Here is an 18784-nt window from a genome sequence, read left to right as displayed (position 1 = left end):
ATTTTAAACATAAATTTTAAAAAATAAAATTAACATCTTATGAATATTTTAAAAAAGTACTGGCTACGTACCAGTTTAACAGTATTAACATTTGTATTTGGCCTTTTTATGATTGTGGGTGCCGCAGAGACGGAAGAGTACACAGACGCCAAAGAAGCACAGACCACTTATTGGTTCCAAATGAATGCCGCCGGTGATGAGCCTACGACAACGCAGCTTACCAATCCGAACTCCATATGTCCGGATAAATTTGAAGAAGCTGATTGTGCCCGACAATATAATGCTTCACAAACAGAAGTTGTCGGAGGCGTCAGACAGGTAAAATCAGCAGAAGTAGACAATCATATTGACTGGAGAACAAAACCATAACAGACTCATTTAATGCTGTTCAGATAATCACGGGCAATTCTCCGGAAAATTGCCCGTGATTAGTCTTTTACCACATGCTCTCAAAAGCGCTCGTTTTGTGTAAAATCCGTTAACTGCATTACATTATCTGGAAATGGGTACACATAATTTGGGCTGTTCGGTTCCATCTCGTATACTTCACCATCTAGCTCTCTCTTTAATGTCCGTGCTGTTGACGGGTCTAAATTCAGCCTCCGTAGATCAGTCCACCGAAGCCCTCTGAACAATAATTCTTTTCTCCGTTCTGCGAGAACCGTATTCAGAGCCCGTTGCTTATCTAAATTTGTAAAGGGAACAAACGCGCCTTCATAAAAACGTGTTTCCAAAAGTGTGTTCAATGCATTTAGGCCATCCTCTATTTTCTCTAAGCGAACTTTACACTCTGCATAGATAAGAAACATCTCATCGAGCGCTAACCCATTAAAATATGTTGCCGAACCCGCATAACTTCCCCGAAACTGGTTCTGTCCCTGCGCATCCTTTTTAAAAAAAACGGTCTTGCGAACATCATCGGCCAGATAAGATTCGAACAGGCTAGGATCGACAATATGTCTGGTATTTGCCAATATTCGCGTACCGGCTAATGTGCTATGGAAGATCACTTCCGAATTATACATCGGAATCGGATACGTCGAGGCTGCTGATAGATCTTTATAATCTATCAGACTGTCTCCCTGTCCCTGTATGGCCAATTCCGCATTTTTTGCAGCATTTTGGTAGTCTTGCATAGTTAGAAATATCCGGGCCAGAAGGGCAAACACCGCCATTCTGTTAGGTCTTGTCTTTAGGTGGGTTTTATCGGGCAGCAATTCTGCAGCATGCTCTAGGTCAGAAACGATCTGGCCGTAGACTTCTCCAACCGTGGACTGTCCAGATGGGATATTAAGGTCACTGGTTAACCGTAAAGGGATGGACGATCCACTATTGTCTGTCTGGTATACATAAGGCTTTGAAAATATCTGTGCCAGCTGATAATGGGCGAATGCTCTAAAGAATAACGCAGTTCCTTTAAGCGAATTATACCGATCAATGTCGGTGATCTCCACCATGCTTTCGAGTACTTCCAATATATTATTTGCGTAAAATATCTGCTGATACCTGTTATTCCAGTCCAGCGACACACCTCCGTCAAAAATTTCCCTGGCCCAGATGTATGCATTTTTTTCAGATGCGCTTGTAAGGGTATTCCAGGTTGAATACGTCACATAAAAATCATCTGATGCAATTTCTCCCAAGGACGGCATATAGGCATTCATTACATCTGTATAATCAGCCATTGCCTGGCAGTCTTCCAATGAGGAAGGAACAACCGCCCTTTTATCCGGCTTTGCGTCCATAAAACCTTTGCTACAGGAAAGGCACCATAAACTCATTATCACTATTACATATATTGCTCTCATAACATCAAATTAAAATTGTGCTTTTATACCAATAGAATAAGTAGTCACCGGAGGATATATACGGCTGGTATAATCCGGGTCGATTCCGTACCTATTGCTCCTCCATAACATCCCCACATTGTTTATGTATCCATAAACACTTATCGTTTCGAATGGGATGCGCCGCAAACTATTTCTAGAAAAATCGTATCTTAAATTTATATCCTGCAGACGGATATGATCAGCTTTCTCGATCAGTAGATCCGAAAATGTGTATATATAATCCCGGGTGCTGCTCGTTCCCGGTGCGGGCATGGATGGTATCTGTGTAGACGATCCGTCGCCGGATGTTTTCCATCTGTCGTTAAAATCAACGTGACCAATCGAGTTATTATACAGGGCTGCGTAATCGATCGACGAACGTCTGAAAAAATGTCCCAATTTGTAAGTAATATTGAAGCCGACCGTGAAATTTCTAACGGTCACGGAATTTCTCCATGAACCAAAATATTTTGGCAATGATGGCCCATTATAAAGTACATCCTCCTTGCCCAACAGTGACATGATTCTACTGTAATCCTTATTAACCTCACCTCCTACATAAATCTGCGGATCTCCATTGCTTTCATCCAGTCCGGCCCACCGGAGACTATAAAGTGCATGTCGGTTATTACCTTCCACAGGAACGGGAATTGGGGAGAAATGACTTGTTATAGTCGTCTGTTCATACGCATACCTGGTAATTTCATCCCGGTTATAGCTGAACAAAAGCTGGGAAGACAGTCTGACCTGCCTTATCTCTTTGTTGAAGTTCAGATTTATATCAACTCCTTTGGCTTTAAGGGACGCATTGTTTCCGACAAACTCATTTCTTCCCCCCACGCTGTGACCAATGGTGGGATCTATCGATATCTTTCCGATGAGGTCTGTCCCATTTTTCGTATACAGTTCGATGCTTCCCGAAACCGTTCCGTTTTTCGTCGTAAAGTCAAGCCCGTAATTTATTGTTCTTACCTTTTCCCAACGTAACGATGGGTTTGGAGGAGTCAATAATTGGAGGTAAGGCATACCGGTAGTAAAATCGGTACTATATACTCCCGTTGCATAAGCTGTCAAAGACTTATTAACATTACCGCTAAAACCGTATGTTGCGCGTAATTTCAATTCGGGAATAGTAGATGAAAAAGGATAGAACCGTTCGGAACTTATCCGCCATCCTGACCCTACAGACCATAGTGGAACGGCTTTCTGATTCGACTTAACACCAAACAGGTTTGATCTGTCATTTCGCGCACTTGCAGACAAAATATATCTGTTATCGTAAGCGTATGCCATATTTGCAAAGAAAGAACTATTCCGGTCCAATAATCCGGTCAGATAATCTCCTGTAGGGATAGTGGCATTATAATAATAGGGCATGACCAGAAATTGGGTAATATGGTCTACCGGTACGGAGGTAAGCTTATCGTCATCGTAACCATAAAGCCTGGAATCGATACCCGCTGTTTTTGCCTGTCGGATCTCATAGCCTGCAATTGCGTTTATCTCATGAAGCGCCCATCTCTTATCCAGATTCAATTGCCCTCTAAAAAAATGAGCGTGCATATTCACTGTGCTATTATCCAATATAGCGCCTTTCGGCACGGGAAATTGAAGTATCCCCCCGTCATCGACATAAGCGTATTGATTCTGCAAATTCCGCACATAATACAATGATCTTTCCTGTAGGTTACGGGTATTGCTGTATTGATTCTGGTATTGATATCTTCCCTCCATACTTATCTCCTTGCTCAGATTGTATTTCAAGAGCGTGTTTATCCGTATTTCGCTCCTTCTACTCCTGTGGTTGGCGTTGCTGATTTCATCAAGAGGCCTATAGCTCCAGTCCAATAGCCCTTGATCAGGTGCCTGGGCAACAAATGCTCGGTTATAATCTCTCCCGATAGATAAGGGGTTGCCATTCCCATCGGCAAGTTGGGCATATGGATATATTGACCGTCCTCCTCCGCTGTTTATTGTCTCCAAACCGGTATTATTGAAACTTTCATGATGGTCTGTAAATACCAACTGCGAAGAAAGTTCCAGTGCTTTTATAGGGAAATAACTGACTGAAGTGTTTATGCTTGTCCTGTTGAGATTATTTCGCACTAATGATGGTCTGTTATTATCATGACCTGCGTGGAGGTAAAAACTGGTATTGTCATTCCCACCCGTTAACGAAAGTGAATATTGCTGGTTTAACTGGCTTTGAAATATATATTTTTTATAATCATCCCGAACGTCAATCTGTGTTAGATTTTCGATTTCTGTCAACATTTCGGCGGTCGACAAGTCGCCCTCACGTTCTTTTATAAGTAGCTCAACCGCAGGTGATAGCGGTGGTGCCGAAACCTCTGTTTCCATCCACGTGTAGTAATCGTTTGCAAAGAGGTATTTTTCTACTTCTATGAATTCTGGGGAATTTAGAAATCGACGATCGTAGTATACATCTGGTTTACCTCCAAAAGTAAGATTGGCGTTAACTGTAACCTTTATCGGTTGTTGCAGTTTTCCCTTCTTTGTCGTAATAACAATAACGCCATTACCTGCCCTCGCTCCCCATATAGACGATGCAGAGGCATCTTTAAGAATACTTATATTCGCTATATCATTCGGATTGATATTGTTGATATCTCCTTCATAGGGGAAATTATCCACTATTATCAACGGGCTTGCATCGGACTCTATGGTACTGATGCCCCGTACGCTGATCTGGGGGCTGCCAACACGTCTACGGTCGAACAGTACTGAATTCGATACATGCTCGATCCTGCTCAGTATGTCGGCACTTACACTTCTGTTGAGTAGCTCATTGTCGATCAACTCAAATGAACCCGTCGATCGTTCTTTTGGGATGTTCTGGTAACCCGTAGAGACAAGCACTTCTGCAATTTCCCGATCCAGCTGCTTCATTCTGATTACATAGTGGTGCACGTCTGGTTGGAGCTGGATGTGGTTAGCTGCATAAGAAATGTGGTTAAATAATACGCGTTTTGTCTGTGGAGGGATTTCAAATCTAAATTCACCTAAATTATTGGACGTCGTGTTATGTCCATGATTATCTATCGCTAAGGTTACCCCTTGTATTGCTTCTCCATCCGCCTCCGCAATCACCTTGCCGGTTATGATCCTGTTTTGTGTCCACCCTTTTTGGACAATGCCGATTAAAACAGAGATTGCCAACATAATCAATATATTTTTTTTCATCGTTTTTGGTTAGTTAAAGTTGTTCAGCTTCCATGTCTTGTATGACCAGCATATCAATTTCGCAGACCTCTTCTTCGATGGTCAGGCCATATTTTCTTAAAAACAATTTTAATTTATGGATATCTCTTTCGGTCTTTGGGAAAGTTATCGAAATATTCCCGCTAAGGTTCGTTCTATCAATAATAGGCTTCGGGTCATCGCGCAGTCTATAAGCTAGTATTCGTTGGAAAAAAACCGGAAACGGATAATTTTTATATACTGTTAAGCCCTTATCTTCGGCCGCTATGTTTTCGGGAACCATCAGTCCTGCGGCGTTCTCTTCGGCTCTTAGCACCCAACACGAGGTCGATACCTTTTTAATAGATCCCCCAATATTTTTACTTCCGGAAAAGAACCTGTTGAGATCATCCATCATAAAACCCGGAGCCTTCGATTTTAGGCTCAAGGGAACTATCAGTTCGTAAGAGAAGAACTTGTTACGTACTTCGGGGTTATAAAGTGGCGATGTCCTTTCGGTTATTTCATCTCTAAATTTTGTATCTATCCGTACGCGGTTGTTCAGGTTGAGAAGCGGGTCTAGTTCCTTCGCAGCCATTTTATAGAGGCCTGCTATATTGGTGTTCAAAGCACGCAATTTAAAGGTGCCCGCCGTCGAATCTATTTCTTTTCCAGCCCCTGCTACCCCTTCCAAAAATCCAGTTACGATCGAGTGGTACAAAAGATCATCTGCCGTTCCGCCGTTGTAATCTACCGCTAATGGTTTATGTATCGTATATGCTAAATTTTCGCGTTTGGGTTCGGCCAGAAATTGTTTACCGCTTAAAACGGTTCGAATATTATCATGGGTAACGGCATTGTGCCAGGTTACCGAGTAAACCTTACCGTTATATATCCAGATAATATGCGGAATAGAAGCGCGTGGAAAATAAGCCGAAAGGGCTTTATCCTCAATGACCGACGGGATTACGATCTCCTTTCCGCGACTTTCAAAAAAGGTGCCTATTTCCTTTTTTCCCTGTGAAGTCACCGCGATTCCTGCCATATCCATACCGACAAGTTTATCGAGGCTATCCACGTTATGGAGCGACTTTATACAAGGTGCACACCAGGTCGCCCAAAAATCAAGTATAATGAGTTTTTTATCGCGGTAGTCGTTCAACGTTATCGTATCCTTTCCGTCAGGATGATTGACCACCTGCAAAGGTAGATCCCAAAATTCCTCGGGTATGGTATCGCCTATTTTCAACGGCTTAATCTCGGTTTGCCCTTCGGCAGTCCGCAGAATTGCGGACTGCGCCCAGGCTGTTGATAGATTAAACAACATGAAACATAAGAATCCCAAACAAAGGATTCTTATGTTCTTCAAAACCATAATGAAAGATAAACTACTTGAAGAACAAAGCGGTATCACAAAGCTGAACAACGTTCGGCTTCGGTTATATCTTGATTTAAAAAGGCAATACCTCTCCCTATTGCATAATTTTTGCATTCTATTTGGTGTTATGCGAAGCGGTGGAAACTATGCGTAAGATCCTGCAGCTATCTTGTAGCTTTAGCCTTTCACCTCGTCGCAATTAATAAATAAGATGAAAAAGAATACGTTTAAACGCTCTTCATAATTTTTTGATAATCGGTTTTGCATCCGTATTCCTTCTTAAATTTCATAAACCGACCAGACATTTTTATTGCCTTGCAACAAACAACACATCCTAAAAGATGGTAAAACAGAAATTATTGCTAAATTTAAGGTGCGAATTTAAAGATAGACTGGGAATTCTCTGTACTCCTTTAGAGGCATTGATTTCTGGTCGGTAAGATGGGGAGGTATTGTTTAGCAATTGCGTGCGACCGGGATTTGCTATTTTTCACCCTCCCCAACTATTCCTTTAAATCCGCTAGACCGGCGAGCGGATGATATTTTTGAAAAGCATTTTTCTAGTAAGACAAGGTTGATTCTCTCCTACGGCATGTGGTGCTTTGCTATCGGTTTTTAACTCGTTTTTCTTCATAATCATTTTATATGCTTGAGAAAAATAGGAGTCTGGAGAAGAAAGGAGATTTCTGAAAAGGGAAGAGCTCCTACCTTCATCCGTCCCAGTACGGTACTAGCAAAGACCACGACACGGAATCCAGTAGGAGCTCACCCCATATGCGCAAATGTACAAAATGGGATTGACAGCTCCTAAAGGTCTCGCGTCCAAAAAATTGCTAGTTCTTACCGGGACGAGACTCTAATCAGAACAAACTGATTACGAAACAAATATAACAAACTCTATGCATAACAGCAAAAATAAATGCTGTTTTAATGAATAAAAAATAAAAAGAATTGATGTACAATAAATTAGAAACTGATTTTTTTTCATCTTTTGTTTTAAAATCTCTCTCAAAAAAGTTTTCGGGAAAAGAAAAGCGTGAACTAGAATTGAGAATAAAAGAATTATTGGGAACTAGGAGAAACATCTTGGCGAGAAATTTCTATGATGTTATTACACTTTTAAGTCTCGACATTGATTTAATTTGTGAAAAACTATTTAAAGAACATAAGTTCACTCCAATCCGTGCTGTTGGAGATTCAAGCAATAAACTAAGATTGTTTTTATCCATCTTTCTACAAGATATTACAAGGATAGCTTCAGCTACGGGCATCGAAAACTCAAGACTAACAAGACTGTTAAGCGGCGAGTTCAAGAATTTATATCCTGACGAAATCTACGGCCTAGCCAAAGCCTTCGGTCTAAAACCCAGCCAACTTTTCGACTACTTCTACGGCGATGGTAAGCGCCCGGTTGTAGGCATGTAAAGAAACTACGACAAAATTTGTCTCTATCAAAAAAAATCACGAAATTAGAAATTCATAATTCAGTTGAAGCCCACTGGCGCGCCCGGCAAAAGTGGGCTTCTTTTTTAACATTTCAGACTACTCGTAATGCTTCCCATAAGACCTCTCAATGATGAAATTGTTTTGTTTTGGAATGTTTAGTAAGCCACATTTTGCTTGTTTAGCTCTACGTTGAAATTCACTTTTGCTCCCAACGCTTCAAATACTTTTAAGATAGTTTCAAATCTTGCGTTTTTTACGCTGTTTTCTATTTTTGAAATTTGGGCTTTTTGTACGCCCACAAGCTCGCCTAACTGCTCTTGTGTAAGATTGCGTTCTTGCCGGGCTTGCTTTATGGCTTGTCCCAACAAGTCGATACGCAACTCGTTCTCAAACGTTTCACGTTTTTCTGTGCCACGTTTGCCGATATGCTTGTCAATCATTGTGTCAAGTGAAACGGTTTTGAATTTATCTGCCATAATTATTTCTTTTTTAATTTATTATCCAAGTACTCTTTTCTTATTTCTTCGGCTTTTTTGATTTCCTTTGGCGGTGCTTTCTGTGTCTTTTTCAAAATGCCGTGAGTGGCAATTATCAAAGTTTCGTTGCCGTCCGTTTTATCCCAAAAGGAAAAAAGCCTGTATGCCTTGCTGTTGTACAGTGTCCGAAACTCCCAAATGAAGTCGTTCAGCTTTTTGAAAAGTTCTTTGTCGTTCACGAATTGAGATTTTTTGATGTTATAATAAATCTTCTCTCTCGTTTTTTCGTCAAGATTTTCCAAAAACTCAATGGCTTCGGGCAGTAACTTTATGTCAAAATTCGGCTTCATTCTAAATTTTATACGAAGGTAAAAATTTCCCGATTGGGAAACAAATATTTGATATTCTTTTTTGGGAATGGTTTTAATTGGCAGGACAGTAATGGTGTGGAAATCGATTTGATATGGAAAAATAGGCAAACCTACTATGCAACGGCACTAACCAAGAGAATTATGAGCAAGAATGAAACAGCTAGACTTACAATCATTGAAGACAGGATATTTATTATCAGAAACCAACAGGTTATGATTGACAAAGACTTGGCTGACCTGTATGCTGTGGAGACTAAGGTGCTGAACATGGCGTACTGGAGTTGCTACCTTTAAAGCGAAACATATTTAGAGAGTAATTTTAAATCTGTAGAAATGCATAGAAAATTTGATGATTTGTTTAAGGTAATAGAAGTCGATTTGAGCGTTGTTAAAGGATCTGTAGGCGAGGTAGCGAAGGAATTAGACATAGACCGCAGTGATAAACTTGTTAGATTTAAACAGGAGATCTCCGCAGAGCAGATGGTATAAACACATTACGGGCTATATAAAACTCTATGTAAATTCATCAAAATAAATTATGCAGAATCATCAATACAGTTTATGTAAATTCATCAAAATAGGTTACTTTTACAAAAGATTTTTTGTAGAATATGTTTATAAAGAGACGAATAGATGAAGCAATAGAGCGGACTAGGAACAAGTTTCCCATTATCGCCATTACCGGTCCCAGACAATCTGGAAAAACGACCTTGTTAAAACAGCTATTCCCTGAATATCGGTATATCAGCTTAGAAGATCCAAATACCCGACAATTTGCGGAAAGCGATCCGATTGCTTTTTTAGACACTTACGACCGCTACGTCATTTTAGATGAAGTACAGCGGGTTCCTATGTTATTCTCCTATCTACAGAGCCGCGTAGATAATAGTGGTGTTATGGCACAATATATCCTTTCAGGATCCCAAAATTTCCATTTGCTCCGAAGTATTACCCAAACTTTGGCTGGGCGGGTCGCGCTTTTTAAATTATTGCCACTCGATTTTTCCGAACTACAAAACAGTGCTCTATTAGCCGATGATTATGCAGAAGCTGCTGTAAAAGGAGCATATCCGGCAATATTCAATAGAGAGATCGATTCTGCCATCTTCTATGGTAACTATGTGGAAACGTATGTCGAAAAAGACGTTACAGAGCTACTACGTGTCAAAGACACCCGCCAATTCAAACAGTTTATTAAACTTTGTGCCAACCGGGCAGGCCAACTGCTTAACATTAACGCTCTTTCGAACGAAGCAGACATTGCCTATAATACGGCCAAGGAATGGCTTTCTATATTGGAAAGCAGCTATATCACATTTCTCCTACAACCCTATTACGAGAATCGGAATAAAAGGTTAGTTAAAACTCCTAAGCTTTATTTTTATGATACCGGTCTGCTGTGTTTTTTATTAGGAATCCGAACGGACGAGCAACTCCTTACGGATAGATCAAAGGGCAATATATTCGAAAATATGATGGTATCAGAACATCAAAAGTCTCTATATCATCAGTATCTATTCGAAGAATTGTATTTTTGGCAGGACAGCAATGGTGTGGAAATCGATTTGCTATGGAAAAATAGGCAAACCTACTATGCAACGGAAATCAAGGCGACCAAAACGATACAAAATGACTTATTCAAGCAATTAGACAAGTTTGAATCCCATATCAGCCCTCATGCTGTACGAAAAATATTATTATATGGAGGCAATGAATCCCAACGCCGAACGCATTATGACATCGTAAGCTGGAAGCAAGCGTCGAACGGGCTTTATTTCGGCAAATAAATTGACATAAATTGTCTTTTAGCTTATATTCCGCCCCAGAGTACAGCTACATAAAGTATTGTCCTCAACTGCCCAACTGCAATTAGAGATCGAAAAAATCAAAAACTATATATCGTATCAAAGCAAGAAACAGGAAACTCAAGATAAAAACATAACATTCTTTAGACTGATCACGCACTTCAAGAGGACGATCGGAGATCTTGTTCACATAACGTACACCTTTGCCATTGGGGGGTATCAGCTAGGTATTAGATGGTGATTTGCTTATTTGGCAGAATTTTGTAACTTTAAGAAAAAGCAAAACTAACCTTATGGAACAATTCTTAAAACGTATACAGGATAGATTAGAGCAATTCAAATATGACCGTGGGCTGTTTGATCATAGTCGACGCGCTACAGCATCCCTACGAAGGCAAAAAGAATATAAGGAATCCAGGGAATCTTTTAGTGACCTCTTTGACAAAACCCTGCTGCAAGACATAAAAAATATTGCAGCTAAACTCGGTGAACTTCTGAATGCAAACGACGTTATATTAAAATTGGAAAGCAAACATAATTATGCATACTTCCACACAGTAGTTCGTCCTATCGAGCCCTTTATATCCATTGCGCTAGAGAAACGGCAACTACGAAGTATAAGCCGCTGGTCGAACAACACATATCTCCATTTTGAAAGTGATATATTGACAGGCAAAGTTAAGCTGTATCGATGCAACGAGTCAAACGAAAATATCTACGAATTAAAAAGGATGTATCATTCATATGGAAAACGAACCCTATACTACGAATTTGAATTGAGGACGTATGATTTAAATGAAATTTTTCCATACATCGAAGATTTTATTGATAAAGAACTGGAGCAAATAGCTAAATATGCCTAGTTTTTACTCAGCATATTCATTCAAGCCCAGCCAACTTTTCGACTACTTCTATAGCGACGGTGAGCGGCAGGTAAGTAGGGATGTAAGTAAAAAACACCTAAAAACTTCCGTATGATCCAAATGTTTTAGAAAAAACTGTCTAAGAATAGATAGGCTCGTTATTATTATGGTTTTAGCCGTTTATATCTTTGATAATAAAAAAAGCTATGATCTTACAAAAGCCGACAATTCGGCATAATCGTTATGGTCTGCTGCACGTAATGCAGAAATATATTGCTGTCTGGTTCTTGTTGCATCTGTAAGGCTTCCGCCTCCCCATGTAAACATTTCCTTTCCGAGCATCTTTGTCAACAATATATCCGTTATCAATCGTGCATGCCGCCCGTTGCCATTTGGGAATAAATGAATCCACACAAGTTTGTGATGAAAACGACAGGCAATTTCATCGGGTGAATATGTTCCGTTTTTTATCCAGTATTTGACATCATCAAGAAGCTGGCGCAATTCTACGCCAACCACGAATTTATCAACACCGATATTTTTGTTTGTTCGCCTGAATGTTCCAGCCCATTTCCAGATTTTGCCAAACATTTTTTGATGAAGTGTACAAATAAAATCATCCGTCAACACATCAAGCTTGCGCTTACGTTCCACCCATGCGATTGCATCCTGTATATTTTCCTGTTCCCACCGATCTAGTTCACCGCGTGTGGTAATATGGCGCAGTTTTAACCCGTCAGCTTCTTCGGGATCGAGAGGTGTAGCACCTGCGGGATAATCGAATTGCATCATCTTTCCCAAAAATCTTTTGGTTGCTCGATAAGGATTTTTTGAACTAGATCATCAAACATACGGGCTTTTTCCTCGTCCGACAATTCCTGTGCTTCAAGAAGCATCGTATGTGAGGCTTTCGCCATACGCTCCTGGGCGATTTTTTGAGCCTGTCGTTTCACCATATTTTCTAAACCGTCTCTAGGCACAAAACCATAGACAAATTTCATATTCAGTGCGTCCGCCGTTTTTTTTAAAGATGATAATTTTGCATCGCCCGATAATTCCGAACTTTCCAAGCGAGAGACACTTGACTGATTTAAGCCAATTCTTTTCCCCAACTCTTGCCCTGACATGCCCAATGCTTCCCGGATAAGTTTTACCCAACCCCTTTCAGGAAGTTCCGGTGATAACAATATAGACAGCTTTTTAAGCTTCTTATCCAATTGCTCACGCATCAGTTTTCTATCCCAGTATTCCATATCTTTACATTTTATTGCATCAAAAATAAACAAAATAATGCAGATATTGCATTACTTATTATGGGTTATATGTCATATATCGCATCATAAAAAATACTATTTATGCATAAAACGCATTAAAAACTTAATAAGCAATTTTTATATTGAAGAAAGAACATTGGTTTATGCTGATGAGTTTTATAAACCCAGCCAGCTGTTCGAATATTTCTACGGCGATGGGGAGCGACCGTGAGTAAGCATGTAAGAGAAAAACATCCAAAAACTTGCCTATAGCGAAAAAAATCACGAAATTAGAATTCATAATTCAGTTGAAGTCCACTGACGCGCCCGGCAAAAGTAGGCTTCTTTTTTTCATTTCACACTACCAAAATTATTGATAATGTAGAATACAATAACTCGCCTACAGGATAGGCTAGAACAATTCAGAATATCTTGTGAAAAACGTGATTCACAAATACGAGAACAAAAAGAAATCTAGCTTATAGGCTCACCACTTGCACTATTTAAGCTCACAAAACGGATTATTTGAGCTTATAATATTTAAGAAAAGAGCTCATATTATTATATAAGCTCAAAATTCCTTGCTGGAAACAGAACGTCTGCTAAAGGATAAGGAGACTGCTGCTGGAAAACCGAAAGACGATGCCACTATGCTCTTGAATCATAAAGAAGCCTTCAACTGCATCATTGATAATCCCGATTACGTTGTACCCTTGACCATAGCAAGAATAGAAGATATTCATAGTATTTTGGTCAAGGATCTTCCGGTTGAACACAATATCAGGCAACGTCGGGTAGGTATTTCCGGTACAAATTACAGACCTTTGGACAACGAACACCAGATAAGGGAAGCCCTTGAAGATATGCTTCATCTTCAATACATCAGCCCAAAATGCCATAACGGAATCGTATTCAAAAAACCACTTTCTATATCATCTTTAACGACAAACGCTTTTTCGGCATTCCTGATCTGTTCCCGTCCCTTATTCTTCCCCCCTACTTCAAAATCGATCCCTTCAATTTTAAAATCAGCTAAGGAAGAAGAAGAAACCTCATGCCCTACTCTCAACTGATTAAGAAAAAAGGTTTCTCTAATATTTCCTATATTCTGCTTTTCTTTGGCCAAGCCATAAACTAAATTTGCATTGTCCAAATACACTTTATTTACCTTCCCTAGGCCTCGGATACCTCCTGTTTTTTCTCTTAATTGTGCCACCATTCCGGCTTCCTCCATATACAGAAGATAATCGGCAATATTATTTCTGCTGATGGTGAGCATTTCGGCAATCTTACTCATATTGGGTTTGAATGGTACACTTTCTGCCACAATTGCCAACAGCTGTTTCAGCTTTCTGCCCGTTGATACATTCATGTCCGCATACGTAGGAATATCGCTTTCTAATGTTTGGTTTACGACCTGTTGCAATCTCAAATCAAAATCATATTCCATGGAGAAAGGATAATATCCCCGTTCTAAATAGGTTCTAAAAAAGGGTAGCGGGTGTCGCACCGAAACATTCATTTGATGGTTCAAGATTTCTTCCAAACTGAATTTTGGAACGTCGATCTGGTGAAACAGCATTAAATATTCCCGAAAAGACAAGCCTTGCATTGTATAAACCACTGCTCTTCGACTTAAATCAGAACTGCCTTTTTTTATATCGAGTACCGAAGAACCGGTGAAAACAACTTTCAATCCACGGTGATAATCGTAAATTAGTTTTAATTCTTTAGACCAATCGGGATATTTATGTATTTCATCTATAAATAAATGTTTCCCTCCAAATTTTACAAAAGTGTCCGCCAGATCTGTCAAACGGTTTTTAGCAAAATAAAAATCTTCGGCTGTTACGTACAGGGTGTGATGAATATCCAGATTGTTTTTGATGTGTTGCAGCACTAACGTCGTTTTCCCAACGCCTCGAGGACCGATAAGCCCAACAAGTCTATTTTCCCAATTAATTCGATCATACATATAGCGTTTAAATGTTACATCTGTCTCAGAAACCAGTTGATTAGAGTATGCGAATAACGTATCCATGGTATTTGCTTTTAATCAAAAATACTAAATTTTGCACTATGAGAGTGCGATTTTTTAGAAATTTTGCACTATGAGAGTGCGTTTATAAATATTCATTTTTTCGGGATACAAAAAGATATAGCCATTAACTTAATGATGATTAATTTAATGGCTATTAAAAAAATAGGTTTTTTACGTAAAAAAATCTCCGTCTAAAATGTTATTAGACCGATTATATTGCCACCGGAAATGCCCACGAAAAGTATACACCTATTACCCGAGATTCAATATATAGTCCCGCCGAGGAAAATAACGAGGGATTCCAAGCATTCCGTCTATGGGTACAAAAAAAACACAAACTGCCTAAAGCTGCTAAAAAAGCACGGATATATGGGAAAGTTAACGTGTCTTTTGTGGGCTGCGAAGATGGCCGTTTAGACGACTTTGAGATATTGGAGGAAGTAGGATACCGGACTGGCGAAGAATTGATCCGTGTACTACGTCAAGCGAGAAAATGGAGTCCCGGAATTCAAGATGGAAAACCCGTGAGGGTTAAGTACACGTTACCTATGTTTATCGATACCCGAAGAAGATGATGGCACCTAGAGATTCCATCCATTAATCTTTTCGCCTACATCACTATCTAATAAGTAATTGGGAAATAATTTGTAAATTTGTATATTAGATAAGTAAGAAAGTTGTCATGGCTATACTAACAGTAAATATCGATAATGAGAGAGATTTACCCGTATTGAAAGAGATTCTTAACCGTTTTGGATTAAAGTATAAGGTAGAGAAACAAGCTACGGATAGCGCAGTGCTATATGATCGATTTAAGGAAACCTTCAAAGAAATCAATGACTGGGAAGCTGGACGGGTAAATTTGCAATCTTCAAAGGAAGCGCTGGCTGAGATTGAATCCGAATTGAACCGTGGTGTTTGATATTCTATTTTCTTCTTCTTTCAAAAGGGAGTTAAAGCGTATTGCGAAAAAACATAAGCAGATACTTAAGGATATAAGCCAACTTTCTGATGATCTCTCCAATGACCCGAAGATCGGTACGGATTTGGGTTAATAGCTATATATAAGCCAAGCGAAAGTTTGGCTTATTGTTTTATGATCATATTTAATTTATGCTCGTCAAAAGGGCGTATAGGACGTACTAAGAAAATACTTGGAGGCATTGATTACCGCAATTAAAACTATGCTGAGATTAAGCCCTCTATTCTCCGCATTTTTGCGGCAAATGTGCTAATACCTCTAAGCCTATTTTCTTATGATTTCTTTTGATATGGACGCTGTGAAAGTATTATACTATTTGTATTTTTGTTTGCAGATTAACTTGAGAAAAATTATGACAAATAAAGTAAAGGTACTCACCTTACCGTGTTTCTTAACCATTTTCATTTATATTGCCACCGGAAATGCCCACGAAAAGTATACACCTATTACCCGAGATTCAATATATAGCCCCGCCGAGGAAAATAACGAGGGATTCCAAGCATTCCGTCTATGGGTACAAAAAAACTACAAACTGCCTAAAGCTGCTAAAAAAGCACGGGTATATGGGAAAGTTAACGTGTCTTTTGTGGTCTGCGAAGATGGCCGTTTAGACGACTTTGAGATATTGGAGGACGTAGGATACGGGACTGGCGAAGAATTGATCCGTGTACTACGTCAAGCGAGAAAATGGAGCCCCGGAATACAAGATGGAAAACCCGTGAGGGTTAAGTACACGTTACCTATGTTTATCGATACCCGAAGAAGATGATGGCACCTAGAGATTCCATCAATTAATCTTTTCTCTATATCACTGTCAATAGTGAACAGGCCTATGTTTGGCCATCCGCTTCCGGAACTGTATTGGGCCAGGCCATAGAACCTTTCTATGCCAATCAGGTTAAAGCTGCAAAATGATTACGCCGAAAACACTGCTACACTTATTGCTTCTTAAAAAAGCCCGTGAAGAAAAACAATTGACGCAATCCGAACTTGCCGTACTGGTCGATAAAAAACGTGAATACATTTCAAGGGTGGAAAACAATGGAAGCAACTTAACGTTGAAAACATTGTTTGACATCGTGGAAAAGGGATTAGGTGGAAAAGTAAAAATATCGATCGAAGTCTGATAGGTTACACTAAAAACTTCCGACAGTCATTCACAAAATACTGATAACTGTCGGAAGAATAAGCCTGTTGCTATTTGGCGATATTTAAGTCTATCCCGCTCTGAAGAGCCTGCATTTTTTCTCTTTTTGATGCTTCTTTTTCGGCCACAATTTTCCGAAGCCCCGAGCTGGAAAAACGATGGTCACGGCTATTGTAATACAATTCAATACCCTTCTCCTCACAATATTGCCGCCCGGTAAAATTCTTATCTTTATATTCATCCCCTACAATGCGTACGTCCAGTTTAAAAGAACGGAGGATATCCTCTAAATCCTGTTCGGTAGAATAGGGGACAATTTCATCGACATACTGGCATCCGCGCAGTTGGATATAGCGCTCTACCACCGTTTGGGTCGGTGCGTTTTTCTCCGGCCGGTCTAATGTAGGATCCATCTGCAAACCGCAGATTAGATAATCACACTGACGCTTGGCCTCGGCCAACATCATAATATGTCCGGCATGTAGTAGATCGAATGTTGAAAACGTAATCCCGACACGTGGCCCGGGGTTGTAGTCCTCCTTTTTTGTTGTAGGTTTGGTCTCCATAGTTTTGTTGTTATTTGGGTGTTAGTAATTACTCTCCGATAGCGTAATAAGCGAATCCTAACCGGTTCAGTTCCTTTCTGTCCAACAGCTTCCGCCCATCGAATACAAAAGAAGGCTTCTTCATACCCTCCTTGACCTTCGCCCAGTCGTAACCCTTGAATTCATCCCACTCCGTCAGGATGGCTGCAGCATGTGCACCATCCAGGGCCTCGTAAGCGTTGTCCACCACTTTCACTAAGCGACGGTTATCCTCTGGTGAACGGGTGCCCAGGTAATCCAGATCCCTGTAGATCTGTTCGGCAGATACCTTTGGATCATATACCACCACCTGCGCCTCTTCGTCCAGCAGGTGGTCCGCTACGTAAATCGCAGCAGATTCACGTGTATCGTTCGTGTCCTTCTTGAAGGCCCAGCCAAGGAATGCAATATGCTTGCCGTTAACCGTGTTGTACATCGTCTGGATGATCTTCTCCGCAAAACGCGTCTTCTGGTGGTCGTTCATGATGATAACCTGTTCCCAGTAGTCCGCTACTTCATGCAGGTTGTATGTCCGCGCAATATACACCAGGTTCAGGATATCCTTCTGGAAACAGGACCCCCCAAAGCCAACCGAAGCTTTCAGGAACTTACCCCCGATACGGGAATCCTGACCAATGGCACGCGCCACCTCGTCCACGTTCGCACCCGTAACCTCACACAGTTCCGAGATCGCATTGATCGAGGAGACACGCTGTGCCAGGAAAGCATTCGCAACCAGTTTCGACAGCTCCGATGACCATAGGTTCGTCGTCAGGATACGTTCCCGTGGAACCCAGGCTGCATAAACATTTACCAAAGCTTCGATCGCTTCCGCATCCTCACCGCCGATCAGTACACGGTCCGGGTTGTGCAGGTCGGTAACAGCCGTGCCCTCCGCTAAAAACTCCGGGTTCGAAAGGATATGGAAATTCACACCGTTACCCGTGTTTTCCAAAATATTTTTCAATGCTTCGGCCGTACGCACCGGAAGCGTGGACTTCTCTACAACAATCTTATCATTTTTAGCCACTGCAGCAATCTGACGCGCGCACAGCTCAATAAATTTCAGGTCAGCTGCCTGACCTTTTCCTTTACCGTAGGTCTTGGTCGGGGTGTTCACCGAGATAAAGATCATATCGGCCTCATCGATCGCCCTGTCAACCTCCGTGGAGAAAAACAGGTTGCGCCCGCGTGCCTCACCTACTACCGCATCCAGTCCGGGCTCGTATACCGGAAGATTGTCTAAATCCTCGTCGTTCCACGCTGCGATACGCGCATGGTTCAGGTCTACGACCGTAACTTCCACATTCGGATTCTTCTGGGCAATGACCGACATCGTCGGCCCTCCGACGTAGCCCGCTCCGATACAGGTGATTTTTTTTATTTGTTTCATTTTAGTTTAATGATT

20 protein-coding genes are annotated in these 18784 nt (G+C 40.6%); 10 read left to right on the top strand and 10 right to left on the bottom strand.

Features of this window, described 5'->3' with window-relative positions:
• The first annotated feature begins 39 nt into the window (after positions 1-39).
• The gene (locus H8B06_RS02960) at positions 40-369 is read left to right on the top strand and encodes a hypothetical protein (RefSeq protein WP_190992791.1); all 330 of its coding nucleotides are present in this window, start codon (positions 40-42) and stop codon (positions 367-369) included.
• Positions 370-449: 80 nt separating this feature from the next.
• Here H8B06_RS02960 and H8B06_RS02955 read toward each other — a convergent pair whose 3' ends face one another.
• From H8B06_RS02955 to H8B06_RS02945, 3 genes are all read right to left on the bottom strand, one after another.
• The gene (locus H8B06_RS02955) at positions 450-1745 is read right to left on the bottom strand and encodes a RagB/SusD family nutrient uptake outer membrane protein (protein ID WP_190992790.1); all 1296 of its coding nucleotides are present in this window, start codon (positions 1743-1745) and stop codon (positions 450-452) included.
• Between the two features lie 72 nt (positions 1746-1817).
• Positions 1818-5033 (bottom strand): SusC/RagA family TonB-linked outer membrane protein, encoded by a 3216-nt coding sequence (locus H8B06_RS02950; protein ID WP_190992789.1) that lies wholly within the window; start codon positions 5031-5033, stop codon positions 1818-1820.
• 13 nt (positions 5034-5046) lie between these two features.
• Positions 5047-6357 (bottom strand): TlpA disulfide reductase family protein, encoded by a 1311-nt coding sequence (locus tag H8B06_RS02945; protein ID WP_190992788.1) that lies wholly within the window; start codon positions 6355-6357, stop codon positions 5047-5049.
• A 1005-nt stretch (positions 6358-7362) separates the two neighbouring features.
• Here H8B06_RS02945 and H8B06_RS02940 point away from each other — a divergent pair.
• Complete coding sequence (locus tag H8B06_RS02940) at positions 7363-7833, top strand: helix-turn-helix domain-containing protein (protein ID WP_190992787.1); 471 nt, start codon at positions 7363-7365, stop codon at positions 7831-7833.
• A gap of 176 nt (positions 7834-8009) precedes the next feature.
• On the opposite strand, the gene H8B06_RS02935 is transcribed toward H8B06_RS02940, so the two are convergent.
• The gene (locus H8B06_RS02935; RefSeq protein ID WP_190992786.1) at positions 8010-8330 is read right to left on the bottom strand and encodes a helix-turn-helix domain-containing protein; all 321 of its coding nucleotides are present in this window, start codon (positions 8328-8330) and stop codon (positions 8010-8012) included.
• A gap of 2 nt (positions 8331-8332) precedes the next feature.
• Positions 8333-8680: a type II toxin-antitoxin system RelE/ParE family toxin gene (locus H8B06_RS02930; protein WP_190992785.1), complete on the bottom strand. Its 348-nt coding sequence runs from the start codon at positions 8678-8680 to the stop codon at positions 8333-8335.
• A 33-nt stretch (positions 8681-8713) separates the two neighbouring features.
• Here H8B06_RS02930 and H8B06_RS20570 point away from each other — a divergent pair, with 33 nt between their 5' ends.
• The 4 genes from H8B06_RS20570 (at position 8714) to H8B06_RS02910 (ending at position 11369) form a co-directional block, all read left to right on the top strand.
• A complete protein-coding gene (locus H8B06_RS20570; RefSeq protein ID WP_223857443.1) occupies positions 8714-8995 on the top strand; it encodes an ORF6N domain-containing protein in 282 nt (93 codons plus the stop codon).
• A 39-nt stretch (positions 8996-9034) separates the two neighbouring features.
• Entirely contained in the window at positions 9035-9190 is a 156-nt protein-coding gene (locus H8B06_RS02920; RefSeq protein WP_190992784.1) for a hypothetical protein, read from the top strand.
• Positions 9191-9312: 122 nt separating this feature from the next.
• Positions 9313-10488, top strand: a complete 1176-nt coding sequence (locus tag H8B06_RS02915; RefSeq protein ID WP_190992783.1) for an ATP-binding protein — start codon at positions 9313-9315, stop codon at positions 10486-10488.
• Positions 10489-10799: 311 nt separating this feature from the next.
• Positions 10800-11369, top strand: a complete 570-nt coding sequence (locus H8B06_RS02910; RefSeq protein WP_190992782.1) for a hypothetical protein — start codon at positions 10800-10802, stop codon at positions 11367-11369.
• Between the two features lie 204 nt (positions 11370-11573).
• On the opposite strand, the gene H8B06_RS02905 is transcribed toward H8B06_RS02910, so the two are convergent.
• The 3 genes from H8B06_RS02905 to H8B06_RS02895 all read right to left on the bottom strand — a co-directional run bounded on the left by H8B06_RS02905 (position 11574) and on the right by H8B06_RS02895 (position 14663).
• A complete protein-coding gene (locus H8B06_RS02905) occupies positions 11574-12161 on the bottom strand; it encodes a mobile mystery protein B (protein ID WP_223857442.1) in 588 nt (195 codons plus the stop codon).
• Positions 12158-12622 (bottom strand): mobile mystery protein A, encoded by a 465-nt coding sequence (locus H8B06_RS02900; protein WP_190992781.1) that lies wholly within the window; start codon positions 12620-12622, stop codon positions 12158-12160. The genes H8B06_RS02905 and H8B06_RS02900 overlap by 4 nt, the downstream gene beginning before the upstream one ends.
• Before the next feature lie 874 nt (positions 12623-13496).
• Positions 13497-14663 carry an ATP-binding protein gene (locus H8B06_RS02895; protein WP_190992780.1) on the bottom strand — a complete coding sequence of 389 codons (1167 nt, stop codon included), beginning with the start codon at positions 14661-14663 and terminating at the stop codon, positions 13497-13499.
• A gap of 215 nt (positions 14664-14878) precedes the next feature.
• Between H8B06_RS02895 and H8B06_RS02890 the strand changes: the two genes are divergently transcribed.
• The 4 genes from H8B06_RS02890 (at position 14879) to H8B06_RS02875 (ending at position 16772) form a co-directional block, all read left to right on the top strand.
• Complete coding sequence (locus tag H8B06_RS02890) at positions 14879-15238, top strand: energy transducer TonB (protein WP_190993057.1); 360 nt, start codon at positions 14879-14881, stop codon at positions 15236-15238.
• Between the two features lie 107 nt (positions 15239-15345).
• Positions 15346-15585, top strand: coding sequence for a hypothetical protein (locus H8B06_RS02885; protein ID WP_190992779.1), 240 nt, complete (start codon positions 15346-15348; stop codon positions 15583-15585).
• Positions 15586-15997: 412 nt separating this feature from the next.
• Positions 15998-16414, top strand: a complete 417-nt coding sequence (locus H8B06_RS02880; protein WP_190992778.1) for an energy transducer TonB — start codon at positions 15998-16000, stop codon at positions 16412-16414.
• 142 nt (positions 16415-16556) lie between these two features.
• A complete protein-coding gene (locus tag H8B06_RS02875; RefSeq protein ID WP_223857441.1) occupies positions 16557-16772 on the top strand; it encodes a helix-turn-helix transcriptional regulator in 216 nt (71 codons plus the stop codon).
• Between the two features lie 70 nt (positions 16773-16842).
• On the opposite strand, the gene H8B06_RS02870 is transcribed toward H8B06_RS02875, so the two are convergent.
• Entirely contained in the window at positions 16843-17358 is a 516-nt protein-coding gene (locus tag H8B06_RS02870) for an adenylyltransferase/cytidyltransferase family protein (protein ID WP_190992777.1), read from the bottom strand.
• A 28-nt stretch (positions 17359-17386) separates the two neighbouring features.
• Entirely contained in the window at positions 17387-18769 is a 1383-nt protein-coding gene (locus tag H8B06_RS02865; protein ID WP_190992776.1) for a nucleotide sugar dehydrogenase, read from the bottom strand.
• Positions 18770-18784 lie beyond the last annotated feature (15 nt).

Origin of the sequence: Sphingobacterium micropteri (assembly GCF_014692515.1) — a bacterium.
GTDB classification, from domain to species: Bacteria; Bacteroidota; Bacteroidia; order Sphingobacteriales; family Sphingobacteriaceae; genus Sphingobacterium; species Sphingobacterium micropteri.
Note: the sequence above shows the minus strand (reverse complement) of the source record. Positions and strands in the feature narration are given on the sequence as shown.